The sequence below is a fragment of the Pseudomonas sp. MF6751 genome, assembly GCF_016613265.1.
Lineage (GTDB): Bacteria > Pseudomonadota > Gammaproteobacteria > Pseudomonadales > Pseudomonadaceae > Aquipseudomonas > Aquipseudomonas fluorescens_BV.
The window spans coordinates 1-17,237 of sequence record NZ_JAENSV010000046.1; the positions used below are offsets into that span (position 1 = coordinate 1).

The window sequence follows — 17,237 nt, forward strand, 5'->3', positions numbered from 1 at the left end:
GGCTGAAGCCTTGAGCTTGACTGAGTTGAATGATGGCGCGCTCTTCGACGCTGAGTTCGGAATAGGACATAGGGGCAGCACCGTACCGGAAAGGTCAGGTGTTGCACTCAGTTTTCGCGGCCGCCGAAATTAAAGTCAGCGATAATTATTATAGATGGCTATAAGTATAGTGTTTCTGAAATACAAGCAGAAACTAACCCCAGCACGACAATTGCTGGCGGGATACTGGGCGGTGCCTTAGGAGCATTAGGTGGCGGTGCAGGCGTTTTAATTGGAGGGCTGATCGGAACAGTTATAGCTTCAACACAAGCCCAGAAGGAAAAAAAAGAAGCAGACGAATTTAATGGAAGTGAAGTATGAAGGAGGCATTAAGGAAAATAAACTTAAAGGGGATCGCTCTTATCGCCATATTAGCAATAGGTGCTTCCCTTACAAGTGCGTATGGTAGTGAACTGAATATCTTTATAACTGACAAGCTGAAAACCGGAGCTCTTGTATACATAATCACAATTTACATATGCATTGCCGTTTTTGCAAAAAGCATATTTGTAAATGGCAAAGATACATTGGCGTTCTCTAATTTTTCGGAATCAATTTTCTCGGCAGCCACATATTCACTGGCAGCCACAACATCATTGACACTATTATCTGGTGTTTATTTCCAGAGAACTCAAGGAGAAATATATTATAAGAACTTTGACGGCTTAGACCTTAGTGCAATATTTATAGTATCTAGCTATCTACTCCTTTACTCGCTACTTATAACAAGCAAAATGCTTGGTGATGTAATTTTCATGGCTGGAGCCTCAAGCGTTAAAACATAGTCGTGAAACGACTTATAAAAGTGGTTCAAATCGCTCGCTGGAACGTGCTAAAGCCCAATCTCCCGTTACACGGGAGCAGCGGTTCCAGATGCAGCCACGCCGCTGGCACACCCGACCGATCCGCAAAGCCTATCGAGCGTGCTCTGCGGCCTGAGACGTTTTTGCTACATAGGCGGATTTACTACAGAGACACATCGCACCCTTCACGTAGTCGCTCACATAGCCTCCGGCGCTGCGGTTTGGCAAGCCGCAGTGGGGACTATCTAGTGATTGGCGGCTCGGGTTCTAGCTGGATTTACCATAACCACCGTTATTGGTAACGCGAAGACTACTCTTTCGGCACCCAGCGGCCGCGGACGTATTTGCCTTGCGCCTCATCGGACGCCACCTCGCGGCCCAGGACGTACGCAACCGTTGCGCCGCGCGGCACCACCGTAACGAGTCGCCAACCGTGGGCCAGCGCCTGATTGACTTCGCCCACGCCGATTACCTCCTTCACCTCGTCCACTTCGTGCATCTGCATCGGTCTAGCTCCTTGAGGATTGAGCCAACCAGTGTAGTCGGCCGGGCGAGGTTTCCATTCCGCTGATCAGACGCTTTTACCCAATGCCCCTAACGCTCAGCCCAACAACAAAACCTCCAATTCGTCTTCCGACGGTTGGCAACACTGCTCGGTCATTCGACAAAGCAAACGCGACAGGAGGCAACGAACCTCAATTATATGGTCGACAAGCATCTCATCCGTGGTTGCCCCACCATGCACGGCTTTTGAGCGGTAATCATAGAGCTTTTTGATACGGTGGTAGAGGCTCACTCTAACTGGCCCTCGATCCTCCAGATAGGCTGCTGCCAACAACGCAAGGCGAAAACGAAGCTCAGAATTAATTCCGGGTAGGGCCTCAAAGCCAGACCAGAGAGCTGCGGCTGACATCCTTAAATTGGCATGATGGTGATGCGTGGTAATGGCATCTACGGCCAGCCGGAAAGCGGGTCGCTCCAGCAAATTGATCCAGCTTTTTAATCGAGAATTTACCCAGTCCAAAGCATCGACTGATACGGCTGTCTGAACATCTAACCTGCGCGCTGCCGGCACGTCTTCAAGTAGCTGGATCTTGCAAGCTTCGGCTTCCACTGCCGGGATTACATCCCATAATACGTTCGCCGCAGCGGGCACCAATATGTCAACTTGAGAGCGCGTGCGAAGCGCTGAAATGATCCACCAACCGAGGTTCATATTCGATTGATCGAATATTTCCCCATCGCACGCTACGGCTAGTTCGTGAGTTACCGAGGGCATGGAAAAACGGGGTCAGACCACGATTTTCGTTATGTAATTGAAAACGTGGTCTGACCTCCTATTTCCGTGGCGCTTTGTATTGTGCGTCGAGAGTGTGCGAGCTGCAATCGAGCATTTCGAGAAAAAGGGGATTCCCGTTCCGAAGGAAATCCAGAAGTCTTCGAAGGTTCTTCAAAAGTTGTTCAATGGACCGATTCCAACATGGGTCGATTTGTTAGGCGAGAAACTATTCACCCTTGCTAACGCAAAACTTCCTGAATTTGGGGCAGGAGATGAGGGGTTAACTGTTTCTGGTGGCGAGGTAAGTTTTGAACAGTTAAAAGACGATATATCTCTAAAGGGCAAACTGAACCAGAATATTGAAAATCTGACCAATTGGCTTGAAAGGTCTTTGAAGTTTTTGCTTGACGACGTGAGAATCTTCTTGATTTTCGATCGACTTGATGAGGCATGGGTTGCAAACTTCGTTGAACAGTCAAAATTTATTATCTCAGGTCTGCTACACGCATCTGAGCATGTTTACAGAACTTCAATGGTCGAATTCGCCCACTTGTTTTTTTGAGAGAGGACATTTTTTCGACCTTTGACATTAATGACAGAAACAAGCTCAGAGAGGATTGCAGCAAAAGCCTCCGTTGGACGCAGGAGGCGATTGAGAAATTGGTACTAGCCCGTATTAATTTTTATGCGAAAGCAGCAGGGGAGCAGGAAATTTCTTCCTTGCATGATATTTTTCATGAGAAGGAAATGCGAAGCAGAACCCCACCGGTTAAGCACATATATAACCGTACGATGGGGCGACCTCGAGATATGGTCGCATTTCTCAGCCGCTCGTTTCGCACTGCAAGAGAGGAAAATCTTGTAGATGGCGATACTGATAAGATTCAAGCGAAGGCAATATATCTTGCAGAGCCTGGATATAGTGAGTACCTATATGAGGAGCTTAGCGACGAGTGGCGAAACCAAAATATCCACTTTCATGACTATTTGGGGACGTTGGAAAAACTACGGTATGCAGCGATTACAACTGTGGAACTTGAAGAGGCACTATCAAGCAAGCATATCGTTTCTGATCGCGCCGGCTTTAGAAACATTGTAAGATTCTTGTTTGAGAACTCTATCATTGGCGTTACGGTGGGTAATTCTTATCAGTGGAGATACCGTTGCTTCTACCCAACCCAAGCTTTTGTCGACACTGAAACCATCAAGGTTCATCCTGGATTAATTAAACGGCTAGGGCTACTTGAAGGTAGTTCCGAAAGGGCGACAGTGTCGAATAACGGCGAGTCGGAAATTTAATTTTAATTATCGCGCATGTAGGAAAAGTCTTCTAATCTACAAGATTAGAGGGCTTTTCTATTTTCTCAATTTGAGGCGCTTGTTAACTCTTCTCGAAACTTACAAGGCTATGCATTAGCTAGTGCCGCCCAGTATTGCTCCCGTCAACGCCATTTCGGCTATAGATGCATCCATCAGTAGACCTTTGGATAATTCATAAATTGCCGATGTTTTGCGCTCGTCACTGAGGGAGGAAGCTTTCCAAAAAATCATCTACTTGATGGCACTGGCTCATCGACCTTGATGATTTCGATTTTTGGAAGCGACGACAGGATACAAATACCAAAATCCTCAGAGAAAGAAAAAACCGTCTGAAAAAGCACTTATCCCCCTCCCGCCGACGGGGTTTGCGTCCTTTTTTTGTGTAAACCCGGATGTAGTGCAAATGAACCTGCAGCCCAGGCGGGCCGGGGAGCTCTGCGGGCGATCGGCAGTTTCACAGATTGCAACGTTTCGAAGAAAAGTGCAGTGCGGTTGCACAGCGGTGCAGCAGACGACTACGAACGGGTCAGGGCTGGAGGCCGCGGTTTCATTGGGGCGAAAATTTTAAAACATTCAATCCAGGCGGTTTTCAGAATCGCAACCGGTCGAAAGTGCACGTCATTGCAGGTACAGGGCGTGTCTCAGGATATGTAGGGAGTTGCCCGCCGGCCGGGCCTGGTAGGCGGATTACATGGGGGAGAGGGGTTTCAAACTTTTGCAGCGGCGCCGCGTACATAAGGAAGGGCGCCGAGGCGTTCCAGGCGGGCGAATTCCGCTTCTACCAAAACCAGCAACTGGTTCAATGAGCCATAAAGTGTGTCGGCCTGATGTTGAGTCAGTCGTTTTACCGTGCCGGTCACGCCGCTGGCGCAGCACACGCAATCGGGATCAATCCCGAGGATGTCCAGCGCACCATCTATATAGCCTCGCAGGTAGTCAGCACGGTTGAACAGAATCAGGCTGGCCGGTCCTTTCTGGTAGTCCCAATGGACCTCCCACAGGGCGCCTTTCTTGATGACTTCAATTTTTGGAATGGGAGCGACGGAGCTGGGCTTTGTCATGATGTTCTCCGGATTAAGGTCACGAGGCGAGAGCAGTCTGGTGGGGCGTGCCTGAACGGCTGCTGAAAACTTTTCCAGGTACACCCCTCCTGACACGTAAGTGGCGTAAGCGGGTCGAGAAACGCCTGAAAAGCCCCGGATTCATTGGGGGGCGTCACTTACAGTCACGTCGTCAAAAAGTGTAATTCAGTAAAGCGGATCAAAAAAACCTTTAAAAACAGTAGGTTGCGGACGCCATCACTTACAATCAGGAACTGTGCGGCGCCGATACTGATCTGACAGTCTACTTACGGTTTAGAAATTGCTCTAAGCTCATTGAAATATAAGGGATAGAGATAGATAAGAAATCTCACTTACACTTCTTACGCACTTTTGATGGGTGCGCCGAAAAAATTTTCCCGTATGTAGAGAGGGTGAAGCATGACGTGTTCAGACATTACCGTGGCGCTGGATTTGCGGGCTACTGGTTATCCCACACCCGTTGTTCGAAGCCTGCTGCCAGCATTTGAGTAATACTTTCATATCAGCTTGATCCGTGCGCTGGAGCAGATTTAGCACCAGGTGCAGGGGAGTGCCCATAAGGCTTACTCGAGAGCTTCGGTGTGGAGACTCTTGGGGTACTTACGCCTTGTCCAAAACCTGTTGTTGAGCCACATACCCACGAATGCGCCCAGAAACGAGTAGAAGAAAAGCCCGCTGTCTGGATTGGTAAGGAAAAATGCTGGTCGTGGTCCGTAGACAGCGGCGAGGAAACCTCCCGCAGCCATAACTGGCGGAGACAGAATCCAGATGATCGAGCGCAATTTGCCTGACGTTTTCTTCTGGGGTTTGGGCCGCGTGAATTGACCAAGGTTTCGAAAACCCTGTGGGAGACCTTTCAAGGTGCCTTTTATGCTGGGTTTTCGATCAGTGCTGGTATGCAGAACCTCCACCACAACGCCATCGTTTTTATCGAGGAAGTTGAAGGTGAACTCCATCTCACTAACGTCTCCGTCTGGCGGCTTTGGAATTGAGAAGTCGTTTACCGCCCGAGTCGATTTCAGTATTACGGCGGACAGGATCCTTCCGTCGCCTCTAACATGGAAGCGGAGCGGATCCTTAGCAACGATATCTTCACCATTAATGGTGTTCTCGCCACTGTTCCAGAGAATTAGAATGGATTTGGTTAGACGAGGAATACTGATGCCGTTGTATTGAACGACTATCTCTGGTGGTAGCGCGTCTGAGGCGCTCCCCAGAAGATGCTCTCCCAGGTAGACATAGGCCAAGCTGGTTCGTCTGCGAGTCCATAGGTAAGTAAGGACCGCGATTACGATGCCTGTAATCCCAAGCAACGTGCCAAGCCAGCTTTTTTCCAGGAGGCCCTGCGCATAGTCGATCCACGACATAACCGTATCCCTACAGATGATGAGGAAGCGAAAACTGGTTGCTTGTTACGTGCCTTGTTACGTATTGCACAAAAAACAAAGGCCTGCATCGCTGCAAGCCTTTGTTTTTAAATGGTGCCGGCACCAGGAGTCGAACCCGGGACCTACTGATTACAAGTCAGTTGCTCTACCAACTGAGCTATACCGGCGTGTTAGGGCGACGATTATAGCGATTGGAAAGGTTCTGTAAACCCCTGAATTCTGACTATTTTTGCAAAGTCGGAGGTTTCTTGCGATTAGGCTGTCTTGGGCACGTTTTCACAGGTTGCAAGCCTGTGGAAAAACACACGCTGAAAAGCCATTAAATTGACTGTCTACCGTCCATCTAAAAAACCGAGCATAAAAACAGCAAAATAATGACACTTCAAACCCTTTGTCACAGAATGCCCACAATAAGGGCGCCTATAAAAAGACCTGCGGCAAGTGCCCGCACTTGCTGACCTTCACGTCTTTAAGCTGCGTCGTGAGGAGCAGGCTATGAGCCTAAGCAAAGAAATTCTGGCGTTGTTTGGCAAAGACGTTACCCATGATGCCGACGGCATCAATGCAAGAATGCACTTTTTCGGCAGTGTTCCTGACGAAAGTATCCACCAACAGCCCATCAATGCCCCGGAGCTGCGCCCTAAAATAGTGGCGTTGGTGTCTATCAATGGCGGTGTGGGCCGCAGCACGCTGGTCACGGCCTTGAGCAGTGGGTTGCAGCGCCTGGGCGAGTCGGTGGTGGCGCTGGACCTGGACCCGCAGAATGCCTTGCATCATCACTTTGGGGTCAGTTCCACCTTGCCCGGAATCGGCCGCACCAGTCTGGAGCATGGGCAATGGGCGCTCTTGCAGCAGTTGGGCTTTGCCGGTTGCCAGGTGATGACCTTCGGCGATATCGATATCCAACAGCAGGAAAGCCTCGAGCGCTGGCTCAAGCAGGAGCCCGGTTGGCTGGCGCAGCGTCTTGGGTGCCTGGGGCTCAGCGAGCGGCACACGGTGATCATCGATACGCCTGCGGGTAATAACGTCTATTTCCATCAAGCGTTGAGCGTTGCCGACGTGGTGCTGGTCATCGTGCAGGCGGACGCTGCTTGCCTTGGGACCCTGGATCATTTGGACCTGCTGCTCGCTCCGCACCTTGATGGCGAGCGCCCGCCGGTTGTGCAGGTGGTGATTAACCAGGTGGATGAGAGTAACCCCTTCAGCCTGGACATGGTCGAGGCGTTCAAGCATCGCTTGGGCAAAGACCCGTTGGAAGTTCATCGCGATATGGCCATTAATGAGGCGTTGGCCTACTCATCCGACCCGCTGGATAACGTGGCGAAACGGCTGGCCAGTGATGATATCAACGAGGTTTGCCTGTGGCTGAAGGCGCCAAAACAGACCGCATAAAGCGCCCGTTATGCGCGTGGCGCCAGATGCTTATGCACAATCGGTTGGTAACAGCTGTCACGAAACAGCCATTTTGTGCAGCAGTTCTCAACACGCTGCAACTGCCTGTTTTGTGTGCACTTTATTTTGTGAACAAAAAATGACCAGGCCGGCTTTGGGTGTGAAGTGCCGATATCTAGGGCCTCTGCAAAGTATTCATCAACAGAGTTATCCACAGGGCGCTTGTAGGATTTTTTGCCCTTTATTCGCGCTCGGCCAGCACCATCAGGTTGCGAGGGGTCAACGATGGTTCGCAGAAGCTGCCGACCTCGACGTTGTAGCCCTGTCCCACCATGAACAGTGCCCGGTCCAATACCAACCACAGTTCCAATGGGCGTCGAAACAAGCCTCTCACTAGCTCAAGGTTGCGCACCTCGGCCAGGCGTTGCCAGCCGTGGGCTTCCAGGGCCGGCCAGTTCTGCTCGCCTGTGGATAAGCCCTTGAGGCTTGCCAGTTCCTGGCAATAGTCGGCAAAGGGTTTATCCAGCCAACTGGCGGGCAGGGAAGGTGTTGGCAGGTAGTCGTCGCAGCCACGCAGTTGCCGTTGCAGTTGGTCAAAGCCCAGGCGGCGGGCCATGGAGGTGTCCCGTTGTTGGCGTACACGGTTGCCGGCGGTGACGGTTTCGCTCAGGGGCAGGCCCAGGTCATCAATCGACAGTTGCAGCAGGGAGGCGCGCCCGGCGGCGGAGAGGGCTTGATAACGGTCGGCGGTGATGCGGTTGTAGCAGCAGGGCGCCAGGGCCAGTTGTTTGCAGCCGGCGGCGCTGGCCAGTTGCAGCAGGCGCACATGCAGGTCGCCGCAGGCATGCAGGGCGACCGGCGTGTGTTCTGGCTGGATCGCGACATCCGCCATCACGTCTTGCAGATGATGGGTTGCGGGCAGGTCGTGGCGATCACTCAAGGCTTGGCCGGAGGCGATCAGGGCGGGGTCATATTCCAGGCAAGTCAACCGTTGGCCGGGTTGCAGCAGGCGGCGGCCTAGGTGGCCTTTGCCGGCGCACCAGTCCAGCCAGTGGGCAGGCGTTTGGGTAAAGGTCAGCGCGGCGCCGAAGGCTTCGATCTGTTGCCATTTGCGCCCTGGCACGTCGACATTCAAACGATGGCGAGCGGGCTCAAGGGTGTGCGTGGGTAACTTATCCACAGTACCGAGGCGCAGCGCGTGAGCGGCCAGCTGTGGAAAAGGTGCGGGCGCGGGCAGGTCGTGGGGTTGGTTGTGACTGGCTTCAGCTTCGGCCAGCGAACGCTTGCGCAGCCACTGGGATAACGCTGGATGCTCGGTTTCCCAAGGCAACTGCAACTGGGTAAAGGGCCGTGGTCGCCACAGCCCTTGGTGTTCGGTCAGGAATGCATCCAGTGCGTGGAAGCGTGCCTCAACGTCCTTGGCATGCATCGACGCGCAGCCATTTTTCCAGCAGTTTGAAGCCGCGCACCAGCACGTAGGCCATCAGCAGGTAGAACAACCCAGCGGCGAAGAAAATCTCCACCGGCAGGTAAGTGCGGGCAATGATGGTGCGCGCCATGCCGGTCAGTTCCAGCAGGGTCACGGTACTGGCCAAGGCGCTGGCCTTGAGCATCAGGATCACTTCGTTGCTGTAGGCCGGCAGGCCGATGCGCGAGGCGCGTGGCAGGATGATGTAGAACAGCGTCTTGGGCTTGGACATGCCCAGGGCCCGCGCCGCTTCGATTTCGCCCGGCGGGATGGCCTGGATCGCACCGCGCAGGATCTCGGCAATGTAGGCGGCGGTGTGCAGGGTCATGGTGGCGGTGGCGCACCAGAACGGGTCTCGCAGGTACGGCCACATGAAGCTGTTGCGCACGGCGTCGAACTGCGCCAGGCCGTAATACACCAGGAACAACTGCACCAGCAGCGGCGTGCCACGGAAGAAGAAAATGTAGCCGTAGGGCAGGGCGCTCACGTACCAGCGGCGCGAAGAGCGGGCGATGCCCAGAGGGATCGCCAGCAGCAGGCCGGCGATCACGGCGATTGCCACCAGCTCCAGGGTCAGGGTTGCGCCCTGGGCCAACTTCGGCAGCCACTTGATGATCACGGCCCAGTTCAGGCCCAGGTCAAAGTGCGATAGCCAGCTGTAGTCGCCGCTCATTGGGTGCTCCTTGCAAAGCCGCGGGCGGCGCGTTTTTCCAGGAAGTGCATGCTGGTCATCGCCAGTACGGTCAGGCCCAGGTACATGAAGGCGGCGACCATGAAGAAGGTGAAGGGTTGCTTGGTCACGGTCACGCCGATCTGCGCGTGGCGCATGATTTCTTCCAGGCCGATCACCGACACCAGCGCGGTGTCTTTCATCAGGATCATGAACAGGTTGCCCAGGCCCGGCAGGGCGATGCGCCACATCTGCGGCATGATCAGCCGGGTGAAAATCCGAAACTTCGACAGCCCCAACGCCACACCGGCTTCGCGGTGGCCCTTGGGAATTGCGAGGATCGCGCCGCGGAACACTTCCGTTGCGTAGGCGCCGAAGCACAGGCCCAGGGCGATGACGCCGGCGGCGAAGGCACTCAGCGACAGGTCGGGGTTGCCGAAGAACTCACCGAGCGCACGCATCAGGTTGACGGTGCCGAAGTAAATCAGCAGCACCCACAGTAATTCGGGAATACCGCGAACGATGGTCGAATACGCACCGCCCAGCCATTGCAGTGGCTTGTACGGGGAGGTCTTGGCCAAGGCGCCGGCAAGGCCGAGCACCAGCCCCAGGCACAGGGCCGTGAGCGCCAGTTTGACGGTCATCAGCGCGCCGGCGGCAAGGGCCGGGCCGAATCCGTAGAGATCGAAATTCATGGTGTTTTCATATCGCGGCAGGCATTGCTAAAAGCCAGCGCGCTCGCAGGAGCGCGCCGGGCAGGCCGTTCAGATCACTCGATGCTGAACGGGAAGTACTTGTCGTTGATCTTCTTGTAGGTGCCGTCTGCCTTGATCTCTGCCAGGGCTTTGTTCAGGCGCTCGCGCAGCGGGTCGCCTTTGCGTACGGCGATACCGATCTTGTCGCTTTCTACCACCGGGTCGCCTTTGAATTCATAGGCCGAACCGTCTTTGCTCTTGAGCCATTCGTACTGCACGTACTTGTCAGCCAGGATGCCGTCGAGGCGACCGGAGGTCAGGTCGAGGTAGGCGTTTTCCTGAGTGTCGTAGAGCTTGGCTTCGGTGTCCGGCAGCTTGTCTTCCAGGTAGGTACCGGCCAGCGTTGCGCGCTGTGCACCGATCACCTTGCCTTTGAGGTAAGTGGCGTCGGTCTTGAAGTCCGCAGTGGCTTTGGGCGCAATGAACTGCAGCTTGTTGGAGTAGTACGGGTCGGTGAAGTCAACCGCCTGCTTGCGCTCGTCGGTGATCGACAGCGAGGACACCAGGAAGTCGAACTTCTTGGCGTTCAGGGCCGGGATGATGCCGTCCCAGTCGGACACATACACTTCGCACTTCTCGACTTTCATCTTGGCGCACAGGGCGTCGCCGATGTCCTTGTCGAAGCCGACAACGTTGCCGCTGGCGTCTTTATTGTTGAACGGCGGGTAGGCCGCTTCGATCCCCATCTTCAAGGTTTCTGCCATGGCCGTGGCGCTGAACGCCATCGAGACGGCCGCGGCCAGAAGGAATTTCTTATAGGTCTGCATGCATGTTGCTCCGTTAGCGGTTGCTGGACATGAATTGTTTGCAGCGCGCCGAAAGCGGGTTTTCAAATACCTGCTGTGGCGATCCTTGCTCTTCGACCAGGCCCTGGTGCAAAAACACCACTTCGCTGGATACCTGGCGGGCGAAGCCCATTTCGTGGGTGACCAGCAGCATGGTGCGGCCTTCTTCGGCCAGCGCGCGGATCACATTAAGTACTTCCTGGACCATTTCCGGGTCAAGCGCCGACGTCGGTTCGTCGAACAGAATGACTTTAGGCTGCATCGCCAGGGTACGCGCAATCGCCGCGCGTTGTTGTTGGCCGCCAGAGAGTTGCGCAGGGTAGGCGTGGCGCTTGTCGGCGATACCAACCTTGGCCAGCAGGGCCTCGGCCACTTCTATCGCTTCGGCCTTGCTCTGGCCGAGCACGCGCCGAGGAGCCTCGATGATGTTGTCGAGGATGCTCATGTGCGGCCACAGGTTAAAGTTTTGAAACACAAACCCGATTTCGCTGCGCAGGCGGTTGATCTGCTTGCCGTCGGCGGCCATCAGTTCGCCGTTTTTCGCGGCCTTTAGCTTGAGTTCTTCGCCGGCTACCAGGATCTGGCCCTGGTGCGGGTTTTCCAGCAGGTTGATGCAGCGCAGGAAGGTGGACTTGCCGGAACCGGAGGAACCCAGGATCGAGATCACATCGCCGTCGCGAGCGGTCAGCGAGATACCTTTGAGTACCTCAAGCTCACCATAGCGTTTATGCAAGTTGCGGATTTCAAGCGCGGGCGTGGCCTCGGCCATGTGCGGTCCTCATTGTGTTCGTTGCGATCTTCGCTGTTGGGCCGCCTTCCTGGCGAGGCGCCAAGCTAGCATAGCGTTTGGATGACAGCCAACAGCGCTGCGGACGGTTAACCGGTGGTCTGCGGCAGGGTGTCGCATCGGCGCAGCAGTGTGTCGCGCCATCAACAACCTACAGACGTTTGACCCGGAAAGATCCACAGGCTTCGCGTAAAAAAGGGCGCGATGGTGCCAGCTTTGGCCGGGTGTTGGAAGGGTTAACCGGGCAAACGGTCCATATCAGCCCGGTTATGGGGCGTCACGTACTTTTTGTGTGTGTTTTTGGTGCGTCGCAATGCCACGAATGTGAGTCGCACGGTAACGCTATAGCGGAATGCCATTGTTCTCAATGACTTGCGATGAGTAGTGAATTGTCCTACAGCCCACGCCAACTGTGGTTCTGAAATATTTTGGCGCAAATCTTGCGTAAAAAATAAAGAACGCCCTGTTGGATTCTTTTCACGAGAAAGGCTGCAAGCCGGGCGAACCGTTTTCGCAATTCCTCGCAAAGGTGTGTCAATGAGTAGTACGCAAAGCTCCAATGACCTCGAACAGGGGCTCAAACCGCGTCACGTCACCATGCTGTCGATTGCCGGTGTCATCGGCGCCGGTTTGTTTGTCGGCTCCGGCCATGCGATCGCTGCTGCCGGCCCGGCTGTGCTGTTGGCCTATGCAGCCGCCGGTACGCTGGTGGTCCTGGTGATGCGCATGCTGGCCGAGATGGCCGTTGCGTCACCGGATACCGGTTCGTTCTCTACCTATGCCGACCGGGCAATCGGCCACTGGGCCGGTTTCACCATTGGCTGGCTCTACTGGTGGTTCTGGGTGCTGGTGATTCCGCTGGAAGCCAACGCGGCGGCGACCATCCTGCACGCCTGGTTCCCCGACGTGGCGATCTGGGTGTTCACCCTGGTCATTACCTTGCTGCTCACCGCAACCAACTTGTTCAGCGTGAAGAACTACGGCGAGTTCGAGTTCTGGTTTGCGCTGATCAAGGTCGTGGCGATCGTGGGCTTTGTGATCCTCGGCCTGGCCGCGATCTTCGGCTTCTTGCCCACCAGCCAGGTCAGCGGTGTTTCGCACCTGTTCGATACCCAAGGGTTCATGCCCAACGGCATGGGCGCCGTATTGGCGGCGATCCTGACCACCATGTTCTCGTTCATGGGCACCGAGATTGTCACCATCGCTGCAGCCGAATCGAAGAACCCGGGCCAGCAAATCACCAAGGCCACCAACTCGGTGATCTGGCGGATTGGTTTGTTCTACCTGTTGTCGATCTTCATCGTGGTGTCCCTGGTGCCTTGGAACGATCCGACCCTGGCTGCCGTAGGTTCCTACCAGACCGTGCTGGAGCGCATGGGTATCCCGAACGCCAAGCTGATTGTCGACCTGGTGGTGCTGGTTGCCGTGACCAGCTGCCTCAACTCGGCGCTGTACACCGCGTCGCGCATGCTGTTCTCCCTGGGCCGTCGCGGTGACGCACCGGCCGTGGCCAAGCGCACCAACAAGAGCGGCACGCCTTACTGGGCGGTGTTGCTGTCTACAGGCGCCGCGTTCCTGGCGGTATTCGCCAACTACGTCGCTCCGGCGGCGGTGTTCGAATTCCTGCTGGCCAGCTCCGGCGCCATCGCGTTACTGGTGTACCTGGTGATTGCCGTGTCGCAACTGCGCATGCGCCAGAAGCGTGCGGCAGCGGGCGAGAAGATCGTCTTCAAGATGTGGCTGTTCCCAGGCCTGACGTACGCGGTGATGGTGTTTATCGTCGGTACGTTGACCATCATGCTGTTCCAGGAAGCGCACCGGGTCGAGATCATCGCCACCGGGGTTCTGAGCTTGCTGGTGGTATTGGCGGGGTTGGTGGTGGCGAGCCGTCGCAAGGCCCAAAGAGTGGGGGCTGCGGCGCTTAACTGACGAGAGACGGTGGTAGTGCACCGCGCAACAATGTGGGAGCCGGGCTTGCCCGCGATGACGGACTGCCAGTCGATGTATTCTTCGCCTGACACACCGCCATCGCGAGCAAGCCCTAATGCCAGTCAGTTAAGACAGAATCGGTAACTGTGGCGAGGGAGCTTGCTCCCGCTGGGGCGCGAAGCGGCCCCAAAAATGGGACTGCTACGCAGTCCAGCGGGAGCAAGTCACTGGTTGTCTGCTCAAGCTCTTAACTGACTGGCATTAGGGCAAGCCCGCTCCCACATTTTTATTTTGTCTCAGTCGGGGGCGTTGGCCAGCGCCTGGGACGCCGCCACGTAATCGGCCTGGAACTGCGGCGACTCAATCCACGCTAACGCCGCGGCTTCGTCATCGCTGTCCGTCGCCCACTGCCGATACTCGATCAGCGCCGCCAGGATAAAGTCGGTCGCTTCTTCTTCGCCTTCCTGCTCCAGCACCAACGCCAGCAACGGGTGCGCCAGGAACACCGCACACAGCGCCTGCTGGCTGATCTCGCCAGCGGCACGCATTTCGACGAACAGTTCAGTCAAATCCACCGACTCAAGGTCGATGCGGCTGTCGTCGCCAGCAAAAGCATCCGGCTTGTGCGCCACGGCGCGCTGGGTGCGGTTTTGCTTGGCCTTGGCTTTTGCCCGGTGGGCGCGTTTTTGCTGCTTGTTTGGCGAGGCCATGGGCTCAACGTCCTTGGGGGTCTGGTCTGGAGGGTGTATTGAAGCGCAGGTTGGGGTAAATCCCAAGGGTTTCTCGGGCGGCAATGATTGCTGTAGTGCTCGACCTTATCTGCGCGGGTACTTAGGCTGACAGTCTAATGATCCACCAGAGCCCGCCCATGACCCGTGACACCCTGGAACACCATCAGGTCCCGATCTACTTTGTTGCCGTCTTTGTGGCCGTCACGTTTGGCCTGTTCTGGCCCTTATCCGCTCAGGGCTTCAGCCTTTGGGTGACACCTGCCATCGCCGTGCTGATGTATGCGATGTTTTTGCAGATCCCCTTTCTTGAGCTGCGCCAAGGCTTGGGCAACAAGCGATTCATGGCGGCCTTGCTGCTGGCCAATTTCATCTTGGTGCCTTTGCTGGTGTGGGGCTTGACCCGTGGCCTGGTGGAGCGCCCGGCGTTGCTGGTGGGCGCTCTGCTGGTGTTGCTGACGCCCTGTATCGACTACGTGGTGGTATTTACCCATATCGGCAAGGGCGATTCGCGATCGATGCTGGCGGCAACACCGCTGCTGCTGTTGCTGCAACTGCTGCTGTTGCCGGTATACCTGGGGCTGATGTTGGGCGAGCAATCCAGCGTGGTGGTAGCGGCGGGGCCATTTGTAGAGGCGTTCCTGGGGCTGATTGTGGTGCCGATGCTTCTGGCTGTCCTCACCAGCGCGCTTGCGCGGCGTTCGAGCGCTATCGGTCTTTGGAGCAGCGCCTGGGCGTGGTTGCCGGTGCCGGCGATGGCGCTGGTGTTGTTTGTCGTGCTCGCTTCGCACATCACTGCGGTGGTGCGAGATATCAACTTGTTGTTGCCGGTCATTCCAATCTACGTGGCGTTTGTACTATTGGCGCCGTTGATGGGCATTGGTGCTGCGCGGCTGTTCGCACTACCAGCGGTGACGGCGCGGGCGGTGACGTTCAGTGCGTCGACGCGTAATTCGCTGGTGGTTTTGCCATTGGCGCTGGCCCTGCCGGAGGAGGTGCGCGGTTTGGCCGCAACGGTGGTGATCCTGCAGACCCTGATCGAGCTGGTTGCCGAGTTGGCCTACGTTCGCCTGATCCCGGCAGTGGTGTGGCCCACCAGTCGGTAACCGCGTGAATGTTCAGGTCTGTTCAGGCGCCATTCAGGGGCGCGTTCGGCACCATACGCCAGCGCTTCCCACCTGACAGGTCACCCGATGGATCACCGCAACCGTTTTCGCCTGGAGTCACTGGGTATTTTTCTGGTCGCTCTCTTGTTGTTCACAGTAGGCATCTGGGATCAGCAGCCCCAGGGTTTTGACGGGCGTTGGGCGCTGTTCATGCAGGAAATGTATCGCCATGGCGCGAGTCTTTTCCCCACCACCTACGGCCAGCCCTATGCGGATTACCCAGGCACCGCGACCTTCTTCAGTTATCTATTCGCCCGCTTGTTTGACGCGCCGAACCACTTGGCGAATGTGCTACCCACGGCGCTCGCGTCGGCGGGGGTGATCGCGCTGATGTATCGCCTGCTGGCACCCTACAGCCGTGCCTGGTCGCTGCTGACGGTGCTGCTCACGCTGCTCACCGCCCAGTTGCTCGAAAAGTCGCGCTCGGTGTGCCTGGATCAGATGATTGCGTTGTTATGCGTGGGCAGTTTCTACCTGCTGCACACCGGCGAACGCCTCGGGTCACAGCTGAGGCAACTGGCGGTGTTCCCGCTGTTCATCCTGGGTTTCGCCATACGTGGGCCGCTGGGGTTGATTGAAGTCTGCGCGGTGGTATGTGTGTATTGGGCGTTGGGCAGGCCGGGGGAGCGTGTCCGACAGGTGCTGATCCACGGCGTTGCCGGCCTGGTGCTGCTCGCAGCGTGCTGGTGGCTGCTGATGAAGCTTGCGCGGTTCAGTGGTGGCGCTGCGTTTGCCGATGAGGTGTTCAAGATGCAAGTCGGCGGGCGCCTGGATGAGTCGGGTGAGCCGTTTTACTTTTACTTCCAACTGAGCTTGTACCGCTACTTCCCGGTGGTGCCGCTGGCGTTCGCGACCCTGTTTGCGTTGCGCCATCGCTGGCCCGAGCGTTGGGCCAATCAGCACCTGCAATTGCTGGTGCGGTTCGGGGGCTGCGGCTTGATGATTCTGCTCGGCCTGTCGGTACCGCATTTCAAGCGCGCTTATTACATTTTGCCGATGGTGCCGATGTTTGCGGCTGTCGCTGCCTATGGGCTGCTTCACGCGCAAGGCTGGCTGGTGGGCGTGCGCCGTTTCTATGAATGGCTGGTCGCGGCGCTGCCGGCGTTGTGCGTGGTTGTGTTGTTTGTGTGTCGACACGCCTGGCACAAGCAGGGCTACTGGCCGGAGATTTCCTTGCCGTTGATGATCGGCGTGCTGGTGATGCTGCAAGTCGCGGCGTTGATAGCCTGGCAGCGAGCATGGCGGTTGGTGTGGCTCAGTCTGATCGCGCTGGTGGCGCAATGGCTGTTGCTGGTGACGGTGATAGAGCCGGCCAAGGACCTGCAATTCGACACCCGGCGGTTTGTCAGCCAGGTGGAGGCGTTGCGCCAGGCGCAGCCAGGTCCCTTGGTGTTTGTCGACCTGGCCCGAGATACCTGGGCGGTGCGCTACATGATGAACCTGGATCACGATGAACAGCCGCTGTTTGTCGGCCGTCACGAGCTTGAGAAGTTGGCGACGCTGCCCCGGCCCTCCTGGGTGATCGTGTCGCGCAAGGAGACCGCGCTGTTGAAGGGTTCGCCGGTGGAGCACCTGGCATCGAGCTATCAAGGGCGCTTGAATGACAACCCGTTGATGGTGTTTTTGCTCAAGTAAGGAGGCCCTTG

General features: G+C 56.2%; 17 protein-coding genes and 1 tRNA gene. 7 read left to right on the forward strand and 11 right to left on the reverse strand.

The genetic code is table 11. The annotated features are described in order from the left end of the window. Positions 1-356 precede the first annotated feature (356 nt). Positions 357-824, forward strand: coding sequence for a hypothetical protein (locus JJD66_RS23765; RefSeq protein WP_200649183.1), 468 nt, complete (start codon positions 357-359; stop codon positions 822-824). Between the two features lie 328 nt (positions 825-1,152). On the opposite strand, the gene JJD66_RS23770 is transcribed toward JJD66_RS23765, so the two are convergent. Both JJD66_RS23770 and JJD66_RS23775 read right to left on the reverse strand, forming a co-directional pair. After that, positions 1,153-1,347 carry a hypothetical protein gene (locus tag JJD66_RS23770; RefSeq protein ID WP_200649184.1) on the reverse strand — a complete coding sequence of 65 codons (195 nt, stop codon included), beginning with the start codon at positions 1,345-1,347 and terminating at the stop codon, positions 1,153-1,155. A gap of 96 nt (positions 1,348-1,443) precedes the next feature. Beyond that, a complete protein-coding gene (locus JJD66_RS23775) occupies positions 1,444-2,058 on the reverse strand; it encodes a HEPN domain-containing protein (protein ID WP_234452313.1) in 615 nt (204 codons plus the stop codon). Between the two features lie 157 nt (positions 2,059-2,215). Between JJD66_RS23775 and JJD66_RS23780 the strand changes: the two genes are divergently transcribed. Both JJD66_RS23780 and JJD66_RS23785 read left to right on the forward strand, forming a co-directional pair. Continuing rightward, the gene (locus tag JJD66_RS23780; protein ID WP_200649186.1) at positions 2,216-2,683 is read left to right on the forward strand and encodes a hypothetical protein; all 468 of its coding nucleotides are present in this window, start codon (positions 2,216-2,218) and stop codon (positions 2,681-2,683) included. After that, a complete protein-coding gene (locus JJD66_RS23785) occupies positions 2,680-3,420 on the forward strand; it encodes a P-loop ATPase, Sll1717 family (RefSeq protein ID WP_442800184.1) in 741 nt (246 codons plus the stop codon). Before JJD66_RS23780 ends, JJD66_RS23785 begins: the two co-directional genes overlap by 4 nt. 728 nt (positions 3,421-4,148) lie before the next feature. Here the strand turns inward: JJD66_RS23785 and JJD66_RS23790 are convergent. The 3 genes from JJD66_RS23790 to JJD66_RS23800 all read right to left on the reverse strand — a co-directional run bounded on the left by JJD66_RS23790 (position 4,149) and on the right by JJD66_RS23800 (position 6,078). Further along, positions 4,149-4,502, reverse strand: a complete 354-nt coding sequence (locus JJD66_RS23790) for a hypothetical protein (protein WP_200649188.1) — start codon at positions 4,500-4,502, stop codon at positions 4,149-4,151. A 584-nt stretch (positions 4,503-5,086) separates the two neighbouring features. Next, entirely contained in the window at positions 5,087-5,890 is an 804-nt protein-coding gene (locus JJD66_RS23795; protein WP_200649189.1) for a hypothetical protein, read from the reverse strand. 112 nt (positions 5,891-6,002) lie between these two features. Further along, positions 6,003-6,078: transfer RNA gene (locus JJD66_RS23800), tRNA-Thr, on the reverse strand. Positions 6,079-6,406: 328 nt separating this feature from the next. On the opposite strand from JJD66_RS23800, the gene bcsQ reads away from it, so the two are divergent. After that, positions 6,407-7,303: a cellulose biosynthesis protein BcsQ gene (gene bcsQ / locus JJD66_RS23805; protein ID WP_200649190.1), complete on the forward strand. Its 897-nt coding sequence runs from the start codon at positions 6,407-6,409 to the stop codon at positions 7,301-7,303. A gap of 241 nt (positions 7,304-7,544) precedes the next feature. On the opposite strand, the gene JJD66_RS23810 is transcribed toward bcsQ, so the two are convergent. The 5 genes from JJD66_RS23810 to JJD66_RS23830 all read right to left on the reverse strand — a co-directional run bounded on the left by JJD66_RS23810 (position 7,545) and on the right by JJD66_RS23830 (position 11,750). Further along, positions 7,545-8,732: a methyltransferase gene (locus JJD66_RS23810; RefSeq protein WP_200649191.1), complete on the reverse strand. Its 1,188-nt coding sequence runs from the start codon at positions 8,730-8,732 to the stop codon at positions 7,545-7,547. Further along, a complete protein-coding gene (locus JJD66_RS23815) occupies positions 8,713-9,402 on the reverse strand; it encodes an ABC transporter permease (protein WP_032803763.1) in 690 nt (229 codons plus the stop codon). The genes JJD66_RS23810 and JJD66_RS23815 overlap by 20 nt, the downstream gene beginning before the upstream one ends. Before the next feature lie 38 nt (positions 9,403-9,440). Then, positions 9,441-10,136, reverse strand: a complete 696-nt coding sequence (locus JJD66_RS23820) for an ABC transporter permease (protein WP_005783890.1) — start codon at positions 10,134-10,136, stop codon at positions 9,441-9,443. 74 nt (positions 10,137-10,210) lie between these two features. After that, complete coding sequence (locus JJD66_RS23825; protein WP_014716503.1) at positions 10,211-10,963, reverse strand: ABC transporter substrate-binding protein; 753 nt, start codon at positions 10,961-10,963, stop codon at positions 10,211-10,213. Between the two features lie 13 nt (positions 10,964-10,976). After that, on the reverse strand, positions 10,977-11,750 hold the full coding sequence (locus tag JJD66_RS23830) for an ABC transporter ATP-binding protein (protein WP_010213906.1): 774 nt from the start codon (positions 11,748-11,750) through the stop codon (positions 10,977-10,979). A gap of 555 nt (positions 11,751-12,305) precedes the next feature. On the opposite strand from JJD66_RS23830, the gene gabP reads away from it, so the two are divergent. After that, positions 12,306-13,697 (forward strand): GABA permease, encoded by a 1,392-nt coding sequence (gene gabP, locus JJD66_RS23835; protein WP_034125525.1) that lies wholly within the window; start codon positions 12,306-12,308, stop codon positions 13,695-13,697. Positions 13,698-13,993: 296 nt separating this feature from the next. Here gabP and JJD66_RS23840 read toward each other — a convergent pair whose 3' ends face one another. Then, a complete protein-coding gene (locus tag JJD66_RS23840) occupies positions 13,994-14,407 on the reverse strand; it encodes a hypothetical protein (protein ID WP_034125526.1) in 414 nt (137 codons plus the stop codon). Positions 14,408-14,565: 158 nt separating this feature from the next. On the opposite strand from JJD66_RS23840, the gene JJD66_RS23845 reads away from it, so the two are divergent. Further along, complete coding sequence (locus tag JJD66_RS23845) at positions 14,566-15,531, forward strand: arsenic resistance protein (RefSeq protein ID WP_198716198.1); 966 nt, start codon at positions 14,566-14,568, stop codon at positions 15,529-15,531. Positions 15,532-15,618: 87 nt separating this feature from the next. Then, the gene (locus tag JJD66_RS23850) at positions 15,619-17,226 is read left to right on the forward strand and encodes an ArnT family glycosyltransferase (protein WP_198716199.1); all 1,608 of its coding nucleotides are present in this window, start codon (positions 15,619-15,621) and stop codon (positions 17,224-17,226) included. Positions 17,227-17,237: the final 11 nt, after the last annotated feature.